The 17,278-nt window shown below is 38.6% G+C and carries 12 protein-coding genes, 5 pseudogenes and 1 riboswitch; of the genes and pseudogenes, 11 read left to right on the forward strand and 6 right to left on the reverse strand.

Annotated elements, in window-relative coordinates:
* From M3210_RS17860 to M3210_RS17880, 4 genes and pseudogenes are all read left to right on the forward strand, one after another.
* The coding region (locus M3210_RS17860) for an SDR family oxidoreductase (RefSeq protein WP_251517223.1) at positions 1–516 on the forward strand (516 nt) is incomplete at its 5' end.
* Between the two features lie 508 nt (positions 517–1,024).
* Positions 1,025–1,879 carry a 3D domain-containing protein gene (locus tag M3210_RS17865; protein ID WP_251517226.1) on the forward strand — a complete coding sequence of 285 codons (855 nt, stop codon included), beginning with the start codon at positions 1,025–1,027 and terminating at the stop codon, positions 1,877–1,879.
* A 1,032-nt stretch (positions 1,880–2,911) separates the two neighbouring features.
* Positions 2,912–3,951, forward strand: a pseudogene (locus M3210_RS20520) (methyl-accepting chemotaxis protein).
* A gap of 297 nt (positions 3,952–4,248) precedes the next feature.
* The gene (locus tag M3210_RS17880) at positions 4,249–6,354 is read left to right on the forward strand and encodes a tetratricopeptide repeat protein (RefSeq protein ID WP_251517233.1); all 2,106 of its coding nucleotides are present in this window, start codon (positions 4,249–4,251) and stop codon (positions 6,352–6,354) included.
* A gap of 127 nt (positions 6,355–6,481) precedes the next feature.
* On the opposite strand, the gene M3210_RS17885 is transcribed toward M3210_RS17880, so the two are convergent.
* Positions 6,482–7,768 (reverse strand): glycoside hydrolase family 18 protein, encoded by a 1,287-nt coding sequence (locus M3210_RS17885; RefSeq protein WP_251517236.1) that lies wholly within the window; start codon positions 7,766–7,768, stop codon positions 6,482–6,484.
* Positions 7,769–8,047: 279 nt separating this feature from the next.
* Here M3210_RS17885 and M3210_RS17890 point away from each other — a divergent pair, with 279 nt between their 5' ends.
* Positions 8,048–8,671, forward strand: a complete 624-nt coding sequence (locus M3210_RS17890) for an NADPH-dependent FMN reductase (protein ID WP_251517239.1) — start codon at positions 8,048–8,050, stop codon at positions 8,669–8,671.
* Between the two features lie 120 nt (positions 8,672–8,791).
* Here the strand turns inward: M3210_RS17890 and M3210_RS17895 are convergent, their stop codons facing one another.
* Positions 8,792–9,880 (reverse strand): serine hydrolase domain-containing protein, encoded by a 1,089-nt coding sequence (locus tag M3210_RS17895; protein ID WP_251517243.1) that lies wholly within the window; start codon positions 9,878–9,880, stop codon positions 8,792–8,794.
* Between the two features lie 272 nt (positions 9,881–10,152).
* On the opposite strand from M3210_RS17895, the gene M3210_RS17900 reads away from it, so the two are divergent.
* Positions 10,153–10,530 (forward strand): VOC family protein, encoded by a 378-nt coding sequence (locus tag M3210_RS17900; RefSeq protein ID WP_251517246.1) that lies wholly within the window; start codon positions 10,153–10,155, stop codon positions 10,528–10,530.
* A gap of 57 nt (positions 10,531–10,587) precedes the next feature.
* Here M3210_RS17900 and M3210_RS17905 read toward each other — a convergent pair.
* Positions 10,588–12,221, reverse strand: a pseudogene (locus M3210_RS17905) (catalase); the annotation flags it as partial.
* A 23-nt stretch (positions 12,222–12,244) separates the two neighbouring features.
* Here M3210_RS17905 and M3210_RS17915 point away from each other — a divergent pair.
* Both M3210_RS17915 and M3210_RS20635 read left to right on the forward strand, forming a co-directional pair.
* A pseudogene (locus M3210_RS17915) lies at positions 12,245–12,334 on the forward strand (catalase); the annotation flags it as partial.
* Between the two features lie 3 nt (positions 12,335–12,337).
* Positions 12,338–12,427 (forward strand): annotated as a pseudogene (locus M3210_RS20635) (catalase); the annotation flags it as partial.
* Here M3210_RS20635 and M3210_RS20640 read toward each other — a convergent pair.
* Together M3210_RS20640 and M3210_RS17925 are read right to left on the reverse strand one after the other, a co-directional pair.
* Positions 12,423–12,635 (reverse strand): annotated as a pseudogene (locus tag M3210_RS20640) (catalase); the annotation flags it as partial. The pseudogenes M3210_RS20635 and M3210_RS20640 overlap by 5 nt on opposite strands.
* A 122-nt stretch (positions 12,636–12,757) precedes the next feature.
* On the reverse strand, positions 12,758–13,612 hold the full coding sequence (locus M3210_RS17925) for a DUF421 domain-containing protein (protein WP_251517255.1): 855 nt from the start codon (positions 13,610–13,612) through the stop codon (positions 12,758–12,760).
* Between the two features lie 92 nt (positions 13,613–13,704).
* On the opposite strand from M3210_RS17925, the gene M3210_RS17930 reads away from it, so the two are divergent.
* Complete coding sequence (locus tag M3210_RS17930) at positions 13,705–14,040, forward strand: lipoprotein (protein ID WP_251517258.1); 336 nt, start codon at positions 13,705–13,707, stop codon at positions 14,038–14,040.
* Between the two features lie 27 nt (positions 14,041–14,067).
* Here M3210_RS17930 and M3210_RS17935 read toward each other — a convergent pair whose 3' ends face one another.
* Positions 14,068–14,373 (reverse strand): hypothetical protein, encoded by a 306-nt coding sequence (locus M3210_RS17935; protein WP_251517262.1) that lies wholly within the window; start codon positions 14,371–14,373, stop codon positions 14,068–14,070.
* A gap of 200 nt (positions 14,374–14,573) precedes the next feature.
* Here M3210_RS17935 and M3210_RS17940 point away from each other — a divergent pair, with 200 nt between their 5' ends.
* Together M3210_RS17940 and M3210_RS17945 are read left to right on the forward strand one after the other, a co-directional pair.
* The gene (locus tag M3210_RS17940; RefSeq protein ID WP_251517266.1) at positions 14,574–15,485 is read left to right on the forward strand and encodes an acetamidase/formamidase family protein; all 912 of its coding nucleotides are present in this window, start codon (positions 14,574–14,576) and stop codon (positions 15,483–15,485) included.
* Positions 15,486–15,616: 131 nt separating this feature from the next.
* Positions 15,617–15,729, forward strand: a riboswitch (SAM riboswitch).
* A gap of 74 nt (positions 15,730–15,803) precedes the next feature.
* A complete protein-coding gene (locus M3210_RS17945) occupies positions 15,804–16,667 on the forward strand; it encodes a MetQ/NlpA family ABC transporter substrate-binding protein (protein WP_251517268.1) in 864 nt (287 codons plus the stop codon).
* Positions 16,668–17,278 lie beyond the last annotated feature (611 nt).

Raw genomic sequence — 17,278 nt, forward strand, 5'->3', positions numbered from 1 at the left:
AAGCAACATGTGCAAAAAAATAAAATAACCGTAAATCTGTTTAAAACATCTCAGATTCACGGTTATTTGGCGTTTCTGTTTTTAATTTTAGTTGCTTCTATTATAAAATTTCTTAGTTCGGGCTTACTTAATATGGGGCAGGCTGCGGCTAAAATCATGATGGACCAAAAAAGTGGTGTCATTTTAAATGCATCTTCCGTTGTTAGTTTATATGGAAATTTTGGCCAAAGTAATTACGCTGCATCGAAATGGGGAGTAAACGGGTTGACGAAGACATGGGCAAAAGAATTAGGAAAGTATAATATCCGTGTGAATGCAATTGCTCCAAGATTTATTTTGCCCCCAATGGTAGCGAAGATGCCTGATAAAATAAAAGAAATGATGAAAAGTAAATCTGTATTAAATAAAATGGGAAAACCAGACGATATTGCTAATGGCTACGCATTCCTCGCTTCAGATGAAGCTCAATATATTACTGGGACCATTTTGAGTATAGATGGTGGAACGGTTATTTGACACATCTTTCAATGTGTTGGTATACAGAAAAAGTTGCCATGAATTTAAACTTTCATGGCAATTTTTTTTTAGTAGTACATGGAAAGCAATTCATAGTTTTCCACCAGAAACATAGATAGAAGAGAAGGGTTCTTACTACTATTGTTTCTTTACCAAGTGATCTGTAGTAGTGATTAAACTATTATTTGCCTCTCTATAAAACCAGCTTGAAATTCATACATAATAATCTGTATAATCTGTGACACATCAAAACTTCTTGGGGTGATTGTCAAATAAACGTTGATACGACAAGGTTTATTCAGTGAAGGAACAGCTTAGTTGCATCATCTAAAGGTAAGGGCTGGTCCTTATATGCAAATGAGAAATCGAATAGAACTAATAATTAAATATTTGTCCAAGATTTAATATATTTTGATAATTTGTAACAATCTCTTAAACGAGCTGTAACCACAGAAAGATTTTCATGTGCTAGCATTAGACTTAATCAATAACAAAAGGGGGACTACTAATGAAAAAGTTAGTATCCGTATTGATAGGTCTGGTTATGTTAGGTATTGCTGCGAACTCTGTTTCAGCAGCTGAATATGAAGTGCAAAAGGGCGACAGCCTTTGGAAAATAGCGCATGAGAATGATACTACCGTTGAAATTTTAATGGAATTAAATAATCTTAAATCGTCTTTGATTCATCCAAAGCAAGTATTGAAACTCCATGATGAAGACTCGAAGGCAGAGTTTTATATCGTGCAAGAAGGAGATACACTCACACAGATTAGTAAAGAGTATGGCGATGAAGTGACAGTCAGCAAACTGAAAGAATGGAATAATTTATCTTCCGACCTCATTATTACGGGGCAGAGTTTAAATGTGAATGGTGTAGGGGTGGAACCGAAACGAGCCCAAGTGGAGGAGCAATCCAATGATGAACCAGTCGTCGTTGAAACGAAGGCTGATAGGAATAATGATGCAACAAATGAAGAGGTAGTAGTGGAAGAGCAAGTGGAAGAAACCGCTGAAGTGGCTGAAGAAACAGCCGTTGCAGAGGTTGAAGAGACAACAACCGAAGAAGTTCAAGGTACAACATTTGTTGTCGAGGCAACAGCTTATACGGCAGGCTGTGCAGGTTGTTCTGGCATTACTGCAACTGGAATTGATTTGAATAACGATCCGTATGCGAAGGTGATTGCTGTAGATCCTAATGTAATTCCGCTTGGTACACGAGTCTATGTGGAAGGTTATGGGTATGCGGTAGCAGGAGATACTGGTGGCGCCATTAAAGGAAATAAAATAGATGTGCACGTTCCAACGAAAGAGGAAGCATATAACTGGGGAAGAAAAAACGTAAATATTACGATACTAGAATGAGTTAAAGGGAATTAATATAAGATTCCCTACAAAAAGAAATCAATTTATAGAGCGTGTTCAGAACCTAAGTGTTCCTTTGGTGATAGATGTTCGACATCTACATATTGACAGTGTTTCTCTTTAAGTAAGTTAAAGGGAGAACACTGTTTTTTTGTGTTTGCAAATCATATTAGACTAGCCGAGTGAAGAAAAAGATGAATAACTAATAGGATTTTAATAGGCTAATTGTCATGGGTGAATATTTTTATTATGTAAATAAAACTTAACAAAAATTAAAGGATAAACGCTTTAATAACTGGGTATTTTGTAGGATACTGAATATAGAATACATTAAAAAGCAGACGTGATTATACAGCTAGGAGTGTTGGAATGAAAAAGATCTTCAACCTATTTAAATTTAAAAAGTTAAAGAGAAAAATATTATTCAGCTTTTCTATTGTAATGGTTATCGTTGCTCTCTTCTGTGGGTTCATCATCTACTCCATTAATGATTTGAATAAAGATTTGGAGTCGGTATTGGATCAAGAGATGGAAGTGCTGATCACGAGTGAAAAATTGGTGATTAATCTATTGGATCGCACGAGATTAATTCAAGGCCATTTTTTATTCGGCGATATTGAATATAAACGGTCTTATGATGCGGGATTAGAAGAGAGTACAGTCCTGGAAAATCATGCTCTAGAAGTTATTGATTCACCTGAATTTCTATCTTCCCTTGGTAAATTGACGGAATGGGGTGACATTGCGGAAGAAATATTTTCTACATATAGAATGGGAAGAGTTCCAGAAGCGAGGGATATGCTGGACGAAGAGCTGGAGCCGTTTGGAAAAGAATTGATTAATGAATTTTATCTTCATGCGGATAGTGCGGAGCAAAGTATTATCGAGCTAAGCGATGATATTCAAAAGAATATTTATACGATGATGATAGTTGGGGCTGTTATTTCTGCCATTGTCTTCATCCTAGTTGTTGCAATTGCATGGGTTACAGCTAAACTGATCACCAATCCTATAGAAAAATTGATGAGACGAATGAAGAGCATTGCATCTGGTAATCTGGATCATGAACCCTTAATCGTAACAACACAGGATGAAATTGGACAGTTGGTATCGGCGTCGAACGAAATGAATAAGAGCATGCGTGATATTATGCTGAAAATAACGGGTGTGTCTGATACGCTTTCCGCGCATAGTGAAGAGCTAACGGAATCCACGAATGAGGTACGTCATGGTACAGTACATATCTCCAAAACGATGGAGGAGTTAGCTTCAGGTTCAGAAACACAGGCTAATCAAGCGAATGGATTATCTAACATGATATCCAACTTCTCGGAGGAGATGGAGGAAGTCAATCGCAACACCTTACAAGTCCAAAAGGAATCAAATCAAGTGTTGGAAATGACAGAAGAAGGTTCGATTCTAATGGATTCCTCGACGAATCAAATGCAAAGTATTGATACGCTTGTTCAGCAAGCTGTGAAGAAAGTGGAAGGCTTAGATGAAAAGACGCAAGATATCTCCAAATTGGTTACCGTCATTAAAGAAGTTGCTGACCAGACGAATCTGCTGGCATTGAATGCATCCATAGAGGCAGCAAGGGCAGGAGAAAATGGCAGAGGATTCGCAGTGGTTGCGGATGAGTCGGCAAGCTGGCAGAAAAGGTTGGTCATTCTGTAAAGGACATATCGGAGATTGTCACTTCGATACAATTCGCTTTTCGTGATGTTACCGATGAATTGAACCATGGTTATAAAGAAGTGAAGGAAGGTACAATACAAATTCAAAAAACTGGCGAGAAATTTACGAGTATTCGAGATTCTGTGAATGATATGTTTGGTAATATACAGTACATCTCCGACTATTTATCTGAGTTTGCAATCAGCAGTCAAAAGATGAATTCTTCCATCCAAGCAATCACGGCGATCTCTGAAGAGTCCGCATCCGGAGTCGAGCAGACGCTGGCATCTACGCAGCAATCAACGAGTGCGATGGATGAAGTAGCGGGGAGTGCAGCAGATCTGGCCAGATTGGCAGAAGAATTAAATGAGTTAGTGCATCAATTCAAGGTGTAAGGTTCCTGTTACCGTATGTGGAAATCAGGTTTAATAATAAATCGTGGTGTAGATTCTCTTACATCACGATTTTTTGTTTAGATATTTTTTACTGTGATGAATTCCTCTGTTTCGTATTTGCATAAAGAGGTATGATAATAAGTAGGGTAGTATTTTCTTTGCCAACAAAGCGCAATCAACAGGTGGTTGCGCTCTTTATCATGAACGGCCCAAAATGTAGTGATTGATACGAATATATATGAATAGTATAAGTATGTAATAGAAGCGTTAAATAATAATGAGATGTGAGGGATCACGATGACAACTGAGAACGAACTTATAAAAAAATCCTATTATCGAAGACTTATAGATGTAAGTAACAACGAGCATCCAATCAAGATTTTGGGTGAGATGTATCAGGAAGAAATGCAAAAGGAGCAGCCTGACGTATCTTTCATTCGCTTTGCACAAGGAGAAGTCTATTTCTTGAATAATGACTTTGAGGCAGCGATATTTAAATGGCAGCATCCTTTAGACGACGAACTTTTTCCTTGGGCTCAAAAAAATATAGCGGACGCCCATATGGAATTAGGTTTATTAGATTACGCGGAAAACTTTTATAAGGAAGTCGAGACAGATTCTGTGACATTAAAATCTGAAGTGTTGCTATCACTCTTTTCTTTGTACATACAACAAAATGACTTGGAAAAGTCTGTGGCAACGATTAAGAATGCAGTGGAATTGAATCCAGATTATGAGGGTGTAACAGAAATAGCTCGACGATATTTTGAAGAGATCCAGGATTGGGGTAACGCTGTAGAGCTGGCAGTTAATGAAGTCATCCGCACGGAATCTGCTGTTTGGATTGATGTTTTACAAGGATATGCGAATGAGGGCCATACTTCAAATTATGAGCCACATTACTTCACTGAAGTATTACTGGAATTATTCCATTTAGATAAGCAAAGTTTTGAGCGTTTAGTGGAAGGATTGTGGAATAGCTACCGGGACAGTGCTTTTTATTTTGAGTGGCTGGAAGAGATCAATCAACTTCTATTGAATGTAGATTGGGAACCAACCTACACATGGGAAAAACTCCCGAATCTGTTTCAAGATGCTTATTTCCACTTGGTTAGTGGCAAATTCTTCATCCGTGATATATCCAATCTTATCCGTGATCATCTATCGAATTGGTTGGAGTTGTCCTCTGTTTCCAATGGTTTAGTTCCAGCAACAGCAATACTTTCATGGAATGAGAGTTTCCCTTCCGACCTGAATGCCGCACTGGTTCTAAAGGCAGAACATCATTATGAGAATTCAGACCGCAATAAAGACAATGTAAGAGATGGCTTAGAATTATTGAATTCTATTCAAGCATGGGCAGAGAAAGAGGGCTTGCTGGAAGGGTTAAACGAATCGATGAGTCCTTTACCAAGGGAATATAACTTGGCAGAAGCTAGTCCATCCAGAATCCATGATCTTATAAAAGATGCCTTGGATTATTTGTTGAATCAGAAGCTGGAGATGGAGGATGTCATCCTACAAGATATTAATTGGAATGGAGAAATGCTAAAGGAACTGCATGATTATCAACGTCAGATTAGTGATCAGGAAGAAGCAAAAGCTGAAAAAATAAAAAATTCTTTCCGTGAAGCAAAGAATAAATTAATGGAGAGTATAGAGGTTCAATTACCTAAGTTGCTTCAAGATTGTTCCAGCCTAGTGAAAGAGGATAGTGACTATTCCAAACTCCTTACTTTAATTAATGAGGAAATGAATAATCGGATAGCGAGATATATGAAACAGAATGCTCTACCGGAGTTTAAGCAAGCTTTTGACGGATGGATAGAGAATTGTGAAATGGAGTTCCAGGAAAGTCAGGTGCTATGTACGGAATTTACGGAACGTATAAACGAACAGTTTAACGAAGAAAAGGTCGTGCTGGCTGGTGACTTCAAGGTACTCGAGGATTGGCAACGGGATATTGAAAGAATTTCCAGAATGTTACTCCGTCCAGAAAAAATAAATATATTATTACGAAATAATCCTTCCCAGCTATTCCTGAAGGGTGCAGGAAAACTATTGGGACCACTTGCGAAAAATAAAGATATGCTCGTTAATCGATACAAGGACTACATCGAAAATGCAGACTATAAGGAAGTAACACAGGAAACGATTAAAGTACTGCGTCAACAGCTGGAGTTATTTGAAGAATCGCTGGAATGGGATGTAGAACGATTTTTCAAGGAGCCAGAAGAAAAGTTAAACAATTTAATCGAAGAAGTGCAAGTCAATATGGAAGAACAGAGCAATGCATTAAATCAAATCCAAGAAAATCCTGAGTTGTACAGAGATCCGCTCACTTTGTTTGAGTTGAGACTTCGTCAGTATGAATTGGTGAATATGATTAATGCGAACAGGTGACAGTGAGTTTGTTTAGGAAAGTCGGTCAACTTATCATGGAAATTACAAAACAGAAGCGTTTTCCCTTGTAGATAAAAGGGGCGCTTCTGTTTTTTGTATAATGAAGTTCCAACACCACATCATTATATTATCTTTTAACAACTTCAAAATTCGCATCAATCAATAACCAGTTCTGCGGGAATGGTAATCCTAATTTCCAATAACTGATGCCGCGAAGATTTAAACGCTTCAATAAATCAAACTTGGCTTGGATGGAACGAGCATCTTCGAACCAGACTTTATGACTTCTGCCTTGCTCATCTACATAATCAAAGTGTGGGGCTTGGGCTGTAGTATCATATTGTATTGGGACATTAAATTGTCCTGCTATCTCTATAGCCCGCTGTGGACTGACTGCAGTCGCATATTCTCCACCCGGTTCAAAAGGAAGTGTCCAATCATACCCATACAAATTTTGTCCCATCATTATTTTGTTGGCAGGCATCTCGGTTAAAGCATATTGTAAAACTTCTTCAACTGGACCAATCGGAGATACAGCCATCGGTGGTCCACCTGAATAACCCCATTCATAAGTCATCAAAACAACAAAATCCACGATTTCACCAATAGCGCCATAATCATGCGCCTCATACCACTGGCCAGCTTGTTCTGCACTTGTTTTAGGTGCTAAGGCAGCTGAGATGAGTAATCCTTCGGCATGAAGGCGTTCTCTAGCTTTTCTTAGGAAGTTGATATAAGGCTCCCTTAGATCACCAGGTAGAAATTCAAAATCAAAATGGACATCGCTTGCATTCATGCTTTTGGCTTGTGAAATGATGTTGTTCAGCAAAAGATCTTGAACTGCTTCACTTTGTAAAATTTCCCTCCCAAGCTCACCACTAAATTGCCCGTTTTCCAAGTTTGTAACGACCATCATCGTTGTAGTTCCGGCGTTACTGGCAATATTGGGCAGGTCGTCTAAAGGTAATGGTTTCAAGCTTCCATCTCTTCTTGCCTCGAAACTGAACGGGGCTAGATAAGTTAAATAAGGTACAACATTCCTTGCGTCTTCGATTAAGGCTTGGCTTACCTCTGTCCCTCTTGGTTCAATGTAGGCATTCGTCTCAGCTTGGGTTCTGGGTCTGGGAGGAATGAACAACCTAAAGCCGACAGGTAGTGGTTGATTTGGGTTAATTCGATTCACTTCAGCGAGGCTTAAATAACTAATACCAAATCGTTGACCGATCGACCATAAATTATCGCCAGGTTGTACCCAATAAAAACTCCCCCAAATAGGAATGACCATTGCTTGCCCAACAACCAACCTATTCGGGTCAGGGATTTGATTTGTCTGAACGATAGCCTGCACCGTTGTTCCATATAACTGTGCAATCCCTGCAATCGACTCCCCAGACTGCACGACATGTATTTGCATATATATTCTCAACTCCTTGTAAAAGATAACAAACTGCTCCCTTAGATGCTATGAGAAAAATAGAGTAAACATAACTGTTTTTCAAAGTTTTAATCATAAAAGTTAGAGGATGGTTATAACTGCAGTCAATTTTCCAGTTAGATCTATAATCTAATTTCACATAAACCTTGACATCCAATATTAGAAGTTGTATATTGTTTAATATACTTAATTAAAAATACATTAATTAACTTATTATTGATTAAGGCTTAATAACGCAACAGAGAAGGAGAGTACATCATGGGATTACTAGATAGATTGTTTGGAAGAAAAAAAGAAAAGATCGAAGAAAAGCCTGAAGTATTAAGAATCGGAATTATTCAAGGCAGTGTAAGAGACGGACGTAACGGTGAACAAGTTGCCGGTTGGGCGTACGACTTTGCGACAAAGCGTAATGATAAAAATGTAGAGTATGAGCTTGTTGACTTAGCTGATTATAAATTGCCGATGTTAGGCTCAGAAGTTGCAGAAGCAGATAAAGGAAAAGCAGATGCAGCAATTAAGGCATGGTCTGAAAAAATTGCATCATTCGATGGTTACGTATTCGTAGCACCTGAATACAACCATGCAATAGGTGGGGCACTGAAGAATGCATTGGACTACTTGAACCCAGAAGTAAACAATAAAGCAGCTGGATTCGTTGGTTATGGCAGTCTTGGTGGAACTCGTGCACATGAGAACCTTCGTCTTATCTTAGGCGAATTGCAAGTGGCGGACGTTCGTACTGCACTTACATTCTCTTTGATGGCAGACTTTGAAAACTTCTCCGTCTTCAAACCTGCTGATTACCATGAAAATAATGCAAACCAAATGCTGGATGAAGTAATCAGATGGAGTTCTGCATTTAAATCTTTAAGAAAATAAGCTTCGAAATTAAAAAGATGGTCAGCCTGGATTTTTTAGGCAAACCATCTTTTTTTGATGATTCAACAACTCTATACTTCTGTAACAAGGTTCAAGCTGAAAGGGTGATGGATTCCAGATTCAAATCGATGAAGATGTTCCCTTCAAGTTATGCATAAATATTTCTTTTGCTATATTCTCATTAACGATACCGGTAAGTTTCAACAACATTTTTATGATACGGATGTTCTTTAATTGGATGGTAGAAGAGATGACAACACCAATTTGTTTCTCCTTGATAAATCCACAATACGTATGGAAGCCCATCGTTGTTCCACCGTGATGGATAATAGGGAAGTCGCTCCATTTTTTATTTTCAATGAACCAGCCGAGCCCCATATTAAAATCCTTCCACTGGGTAGTGGAGTGTATCTGATGCGTAAAGTCCATTTCCTTTTGTATCGGATGTTGGATGAGTCCCATTTGAGCCTTAAGGTAATGAAGCATATCATTCATCGTACTCTTTAATGCGCCTGCCCCATTGATAGCCGGGAGCATAATTGGTCGGATTGGTTCAACTTTTTTATTATAGGGCTGTATGTATCGTGAAAGCTGCGCCTCGTCACCGGTGATAAACGTGTCGTTGATCTTTAGAGGAACCAGGATATTCTCCTTTATCGCTTCTTCATAGGTTGTTCCAACTAATTCACTTAGCACATTTGCTAATAGTCCATATCCAGCATTAGAATAATTCCACTTTGTATCAATATCCTTTTTTAAATCATAATCGATGAAAAATTTATTGAAGTCCTGAGGGGTAAAGTATTTATAAGGATTGTCCTTTTCATTCTTATGTTCTTTCATACGTTTGCGGAGTGTTTTCATATCTTCTCTAGGCAGGCTGGAACGGTGTGTGGCAAGGTGCCGGAATGTCACTTCTTTCCCGTTGTACGATAAAGCATTCTTATATTCCGGCTTGAAAGACGAGATAGGCTCATCCAGTGCAATGGTGTTATTTAATACTAATTTTGATAAAAGCAAGCTGGTAAAAGTTTTGGTTGTAGAACCAATTTCGAATACTCGATCCTTGGTATCGACACCGTCTATCTCGTTATCTACCGTTCCGGTTATGAAGTGATCTTCCTTATTTACGACGCCAACTACAATGCTTGCCCGCTTCGCATTTTTCCTTTCGATTTCCATCAATGATTGCGCAGCTTGATTAATCATAGAAACTCCTCCAATTCATTATTTTGATCGGAGATAGCCTCCGAATTTTCTAGATTATAAATCATTCATTATTGTTCTTTGCATTTTCATAGAGTATATTCTAATAACCCCATAATTATCTTGATTATATAATACATTCAGTAATTCAAGTCATGATGCCCATTCCACACCGCTGGAACTTATATGTTGGAGTACTTTCCTGGGATGTATTACTTATGAAGGTACAGGGAAAAATACAAACATCATGGTAATTTAGAATAGGAGTGTGAAATTTGATTAATAAAGTCGGACAAATCATGTTATACGTAAATAACCAAGATGAGGCTATGAAATTTTGGACAGAAAAGATGGGATTCATAGTGATTGCAGAGGAAGAAGGCCAGGGGATGAAGTGGATTGAGATTGCCCCGACAAATGATGCAGAAACAAGCATCGTGCTGCATAATAAAGAATTAGTTGCTAAAATGTCTCCTGAATTAAACCTTAGTACACCTTCTTTGATGTTTTATTCAGATGATCTTGACGAATTACACAAGGAATTGGTAAATAAAAATATTACCGTTGGAGAAATTATGAACATACCTTCGGGTAGAGTATTTAATTTTGCAGACAATGAAAACAATTACTTTGCCATCATGGAAAAAAGTTGATAACTAGAATGAAGCCTGTTTCCATGATGGAACAGGCTTGTGCAGGACAAAATTCTACTAAACAATCTTTCTGTTCCAGAAACGATGATGGCCGATAGCCTTAATAAACTCATCAGGAAAATGTCGAACATCATTACCTATGATAACACCAGGTTTTCCATCGAATTGATTAACGGTTAAAAACGCTATACCTCCGTGAGTGGCACCAATTGGTTTAAAATGTGAGAATGCCTCATCGATAAAGTATACTGCTTTTTTATTAAAATTCCGGTTCGTTTCACTGCCGTTAACAATAAATACGGCATCATATTGAACGGATTTAGCTGTTTGGAATGTATGATCTGCTTTTAAAGTAATTCCATTTGTCCCTGTCACATGACCTTGATGTTCACTGATGATTTCAACGAAAAGGTTGGCATCCTCCAACCTATTCAACACAAATTGCACATCAGGACCATGAAAGCCCTTCGTAAGGATAACTGCTACCCTACGTGTGTCCGGTTTAAATATCGTGTTTTGCTGACTTAGAGCAGGGGAAGCCGATGTCACAGAGGAGCCACCCGAGGCAGGTGGATTTACCCCTATCCGTTTAGCGACTGTCCTTGCAAGGTCCAGGTTCACATTGGCAAACATATTAACCGCTTCTTGGCGGATGTATTCACTTTTCACTTTTCCGAGCTCAAAGCTAAATGCATCAATGATATGCCTTTTTTCAGCAGGGCTCATACTGTTCCAAAACAGGGTCGCTTGAGAAAAGTGATCGGTGAAGCTTTCACTTCTGGCTCGGATTTTTCTGCCGTCCACTTTCTCTTGATAATGCTCATAACCACCTTCTTCAGGCGGTACAGGTGCGGGTGTATTTCCTGCAAGAGTGTTCCGGTGATAACTTACTTTACCCAAATTAATCGTTCGTCTTCCAAAACCTTCCCTTTGGTTATTGTGGAATTGTACAATTGGTCTATTAATCGGAATTTCATGGAAATTCGGTCCACCTAAACGGAGGAGCTGTGTATCAATATAAGAAAATAAGCGACCTTGAAGCAGTGGGTCGTTAGTGAAATCAATACCTGGAACGACATGGCCTGGATGAAAAGCAACTTGCTCCGTTTCCGTAAAGAAGTTATCGACATTCCGGTTTAATGTCAATTTACCAATGATTTTTACCGGAACGATTTCCTCTGGCCAGTTTTTTTTGCATCTAAAATATCAAACTCCATTTTAAATTCATCTTCTTCATTGATGATTTGGACTCCAAGTTCATATTCAGGATAATGGCCCTCCTCAATAGCATTCCATAAATCATTACGATGAAAATCTGGATCAATCCCTGCCAGCTCATGCGATTCTTCCCAAAGAAGGGAATGTACTCCGAGCTTAGGCTTCCAATGAAATTTTACAAAATGGGCTTTTCCTTGCTCATTCACAAAACGGAACGTATGAACACCGAATCCTTCCATCATTCGAAAACTGCGTGGGATGGCGCGATCGGACATAATCCACATAATCATATGAGCAGATTCCTGGTTGCTGATAACAAAATCCCAGAAAGTATCATGCGCCGTTGAAGCTTGAGGGATGTCATTATCTGGTTCCGGTTTGAATGCATGGACGACATCAGGAAACTTAATCGCATCCTGTATGAAAAATACCGGAATATTATTGGCAACTAAGTCATAATTTCCTTCCTCCGTACTTACAGGATACTTCAACAAAGACTCCTGTTTTTGTCCGTTTTTCAACCGTAAACGGATCGAAAGGTTCAGCAGATACGGTTCGTGATGCTAGAGGGTTTGCGACCAAGTTTTAGCGGATCCCGGAGCGGGTCGTTCATGCACGAGGCTTTGCCGCACATGGTGAATTTGAACTCTATGAAGATATGAGTGCCTATACAAGGGCTTAATTTCATGGTCAAAATGGGTCACCTTTTCCCGGAAATGAAAATCTTCCAATAGCGTCGGCCCGCGTTCGCCAGCTTTTAATGAAAATTCATCCTCAGACATTTTTAACCCTTGATTGGTCGTCAATGCTTTTCCTTTGTCATTGACTTTATAAGCTTCCAGCTGCTGTTCCTTTTTATTTTTTCGTATGTCCCGATTATCCCCCATATAGAATCCCTCCTATAGAATAAACTTATGAAAAAAATTGCTGTTTATTCTGTATGTGTAGAGGTAGGGAAGGGGAGATATCATATTTGAACTACAATCTTAATTTTGGATTCTTCTCACTTCTATATATAAGGTAATATCTTATCCATTTTTTCTTTGAGATTATTAGCTTGCTTTGTGTAAATTTGTTTTGCATTTGGATCATCTGTTTGTCGCGCGAATCCTTCTAATTCGGCGTGGATGTTAGTAAGTATTTCACTAAGTACAGGCCGTTCCAATTTATTCGTTTCGTTGACGTTTTGATACAAATCAACATATATTCTGCCCTTGGAATCCATTTGTGCCAGGAATACATCTTTTTCATTCTTTGCTCCCTGTTGTTGGATTTGCTGCAACAGCCAGAGCTTGGAATAACCGAGATGTTCTAGGCTCTTTTTCATAATCTTCCCATCCATAATTAAGATTGTTGGTCCATGTTCTTTTGCAACAGAGATTCCAAGTGTTTTCGGGGTGACGGGTTGTTGTTCCGACTTTAACATAATACTTAGTTCCCCGTTCGTTTCAAATACAGCTTGTTCTACATCCGAAACATGAAAGACCCCTTTTTCCCTCAATAAAAGCATTAATTCACTCAAGTTCATTAGATTCTTTTTCAGGTTTTTTTCCAGTATCTTTCCTTTGTCGATTATGACGGCTGGTTGGCCGTCGGTTATATTAGAGAATTTGAGTGATTTCATTCCTGCATAAGCCAGAACAATAGGAAATATCCCCCAGATGAAGAGGGAAACTAATCCGTTCAATGCTTTTACATTCTGGTCGACAGACATCGTTGCAGCAATGGAACCAATCGTAATGCCTACACAGTAATCGAAGAATGTAAGTTGGGAAATTTGTTTTTTTCCCATAATTCTCGTCATGATGAATAAAAGTAAAAAAGCTATGAGTGAACGTATGACAATCAAGATAAGTTCCGGCACAGATATCACACCTACTTGTATAATTGTTTTTTCTTTTTATTATTGGGCAAATTAGGTGTAATCATACCGTGAAGAAGGGAGTGCAGATAATAGTGAAAAGATATTTATTTTGTTTCATAATCATCCTCTTACTTTCGGGCTGTTCCGATCCAGTTGGCGGTGAGGTGTTTTTCAATCATATCGATGAGATGGAGCAAGCTCTAGATCAACAGGAATGGAATATGATTACACAATACGTTGAGGATTTTAAAAAAATATACAAAGACGAGCAATGGAAGCTTCAATTGCTTGGGGATGAAGAGGAATATGAAGGGTTGTATAGGAGTATCAATAATTTGGTTGCAGCAGTAAAGGAAGAAGATTCCGTAAATCTAAGAATGGAGTTGGCAACTTCAAGAACAATCCTTGAACAAATATATTCGGTATGAAATATCGACACTCTTCAAAAAAGAAGCCTAGGTTTGGAGTCTGGGCTTCTTCCTCTTTTTCGCTTTTTTTTGTTTATATGCGCACCAAGCAGTTTTTAAGGAGGAATATGTACCTATTGCAGCAGATCCATAAAATGCCCCCATAAAAACTCCAGCCCATAAATCTCCACGATGACTAATAAGGATAGATATTAAAAAGCCTAAGATACTTGCGATTGTAGGAAAATATTGTCTTGGTATCGGAAACAATTTAAAACACTGCGTCAATATTAAAACTGCTGGTACTGCAAGAACGCCATCCAAAATGTTTGTGTGAATCGTTGGAAATTCCAAGACTATTCCTCCTATCAAGCTTCAGTTTGACTTGTAAAAGTATAACCGAGAAATGGGATTTCATACACTGACAGTTGAATTCAGGATAAACTAGAGTACAAGTTTTGGAAATGCGAAGAAAGTGCATATAATCTGAAAATTTGATAGAATACTATATAAATCTTTAAGTAGCATTAACCGTATACACAGGAGGAGAGTAAATGGCAACAGTTATCACAAAGCTCAATAAAGACACAGGCATCATATATGAATTCAACAAGGAGAATAAACCTACAAAAACAGTAGCACCAGGAACCACCTTAACAATTGAGACTTATGATTGTTTTGAAGACCAAATCCAAACAGAAGATACTGTAATTGAGAGAATTGACTGGAACCGGATTAATCCGGCAACAGGTCCGGTGTTCATAGAAGGTGCAGAGCCAGGGGATATCTTAAAAGTTAAGATTGAAAAAATTGATGTTAATGATCAAGGTGTAATGGCAGTCGTACCTGAATTAGGTGTAATGGGTGATTCCATTGAAAAAATGGAAGCGAAAATCATGGAAATCAAAGATGGTAAAGTTCATTTTAATGGTGTGGAAGCCCCATTGAATACAATGGTTGGTGTAATTGGTGTTGCTCCAGAAGGGGAAGGAGTGAATTCCGGTACTCCAGGTGCTCATGGTGGAAACATGGACAACAAGATGGTTAAGGAAGGAGCAACCTTATATTTCCCAGTTGCTGCAGAAGGTGCATTATTTGCTTTAGGTGATCTTCATGCTGCAATGGGAGATGGTGAAGTCAGTGGTTCCGGAGTCGAAATTGCAGGGGAAGTTACTGTAACGCTGGATGTAATCAAAGGAGAAGAAATTGTACAGCCCATGCTAGAAAATGATGAAGTATTCACACAAATTGCTTCAGGTGAAACTTTAGACCAGGCAGCAAAGCTTGCGACTACATTAATGATTGAACGCATTGCTGAAAAATCAGGCCGCTCGATTAGTGAAGTAACGATGCTGATGAGTATGAATGCCCAGTTAGAAGTTTGCCAAATTGTGAACCCTCAGAAAACCGCACGGCTAGTTGTCCCGAAATGGCTACTGCAACAGTTGGATGTAAATCTGATTTAACATTCTGATTCTATTTACCTATTTGTGATTTTTATCATGAAAAGCGAAAAAAGATATAATAGTTTGACAAATAATCGAAATGCTCTATAATAGCAAGCAGAGTAATTTTTTGCAAAAAACTAAATAAATGGAACTTATCAAGAGTGACCGAGGGACTAGGCCCAATGACGTCCAGCAACCCCTAACATAATGTTAGGTAGGTGCCAATTCCTACAGAATGGATTTTCATTCTGAAAGATAAGCTGAATAATTTGTATCGGTATGTCTTTCAGAAGTGTTTGTGGAAAATGAAAGAATATAAAACAGGGGGAAATACAAATGAAGAAAAGATTACTATTACTTGCTTCACTTCTACTCGTCCTATTACTTGTTGCATGTGGAAGCGGGGATGAGGAAACGGATAACGAAGCAGCAGCGGAGACAAATGGGACTACCGAAGAAAATAGCAATGCGTTGAGTGAGGACAAGTTGGTTGTAGGTGTAACAGCTGGTCCGCATGAGCAGGTGTTTGAAGTGGTGAAGGAAATTGCCGCAGAAGATGGGTTGGAGATTGAAATCGTATCATTCACAGATTATATTATCCCAAATACTGCACTTGCTGAAGGAGAGTTGGATGTCAATAGTTATCAACATAAACCTTTCATGGAACAATTTAATGAGGACCATGGAACGAATCTAGTCGCAGCATTCCCAACAACATTAAGTGCGATTGGTGTCTACTCTAATACATTAAATGACATTAACGATACACCTGAAAATGCGAAGGTTGGTATTCCAAACGACCCGACAAATGGAGCGAGAGCACTTATAATTTTTGAAGAAGCTGGCTTGATTGAACTCGATGAGGAAACAAGGGAAAATGCAACACCGCTTGATATTGTGACGAATGAGTTGAATCTAGAATTTATTGAACTTGATGCAGCACAGCTTCCAAAGATGCTTGAAGAAGTGGATTTGGCTGTCATCAACGGTAATTATGCACTTGAAAATGGCTTGGATCCATTGAAGGATTCACTTTTTACGGAGTCTTCGGATTCTCCATATGTGAACCAATTGGTTGTTCGCGAGGAGAATTTGAATGACCCGGTAATCGAAAAACTAAAAAGTTACTACTACTCTGATGAAGTAGCAGAATTTGTTTTGGAAGAGTTCGAAGGTGCTTACCAACCTGTTTGGAAATGATTAGGAAAAGCAGCTTGATAGAGGAAATAAAGGTAGACTATCATTGTCCAAAGGGTTGAAATGAAGTACTCTGATGAGCTGAATCAGAGTTAGAAAAATGAAAGATGAAATTATTTACTGGACGAATTCTTAGCGAATTCGTCCTTTTTATGTATATACGATATCTGAAGGAGATGTGGGAGGCTTTTTCATTACCTCAAACGGTAAAGTTATAGGAGAGACGTCATGTAAGATATTCTCGCGTTCGATTAGGGGGGTGAATTGTAATGGCTAAACAAACATAAGCTGTTGTCACGTTCGGTTAGGGGGAGAATTATCAAGGCTAATCGAATGTAAGACATTCTCACATTTGATTAGAGGTAGAATTATGATGGCTAACCGAACGTAAGCTGTTCTCGCGTTTGGTTAGAGGTAGAGTTATGATGGCCAATCGAACGAAAGCCGTTCTCGCGTTCGCTTAGAAGGAGAATTATGATGTCTAATCGATAACGTCCTTATAATTGTGTAAAAAGGTATAAAAAAATAGGTCATCTTCCAGACCCATGTTAAAATATTTTCGACCAAGAAAACAACACATGGAGGTAGGAAAAGATGACCCAAATAAATATTAC

The sequence above is a fragment of the Oceanobacillus luteolus genome (assembly GCF_023715655.1).
GTDB classification, from domain to species: Bacteria; Bacillota; Bacilli; order Bacillales; family Amphibacillaceae; genus Oceanobacillus; species Oceanobacillus luteolus.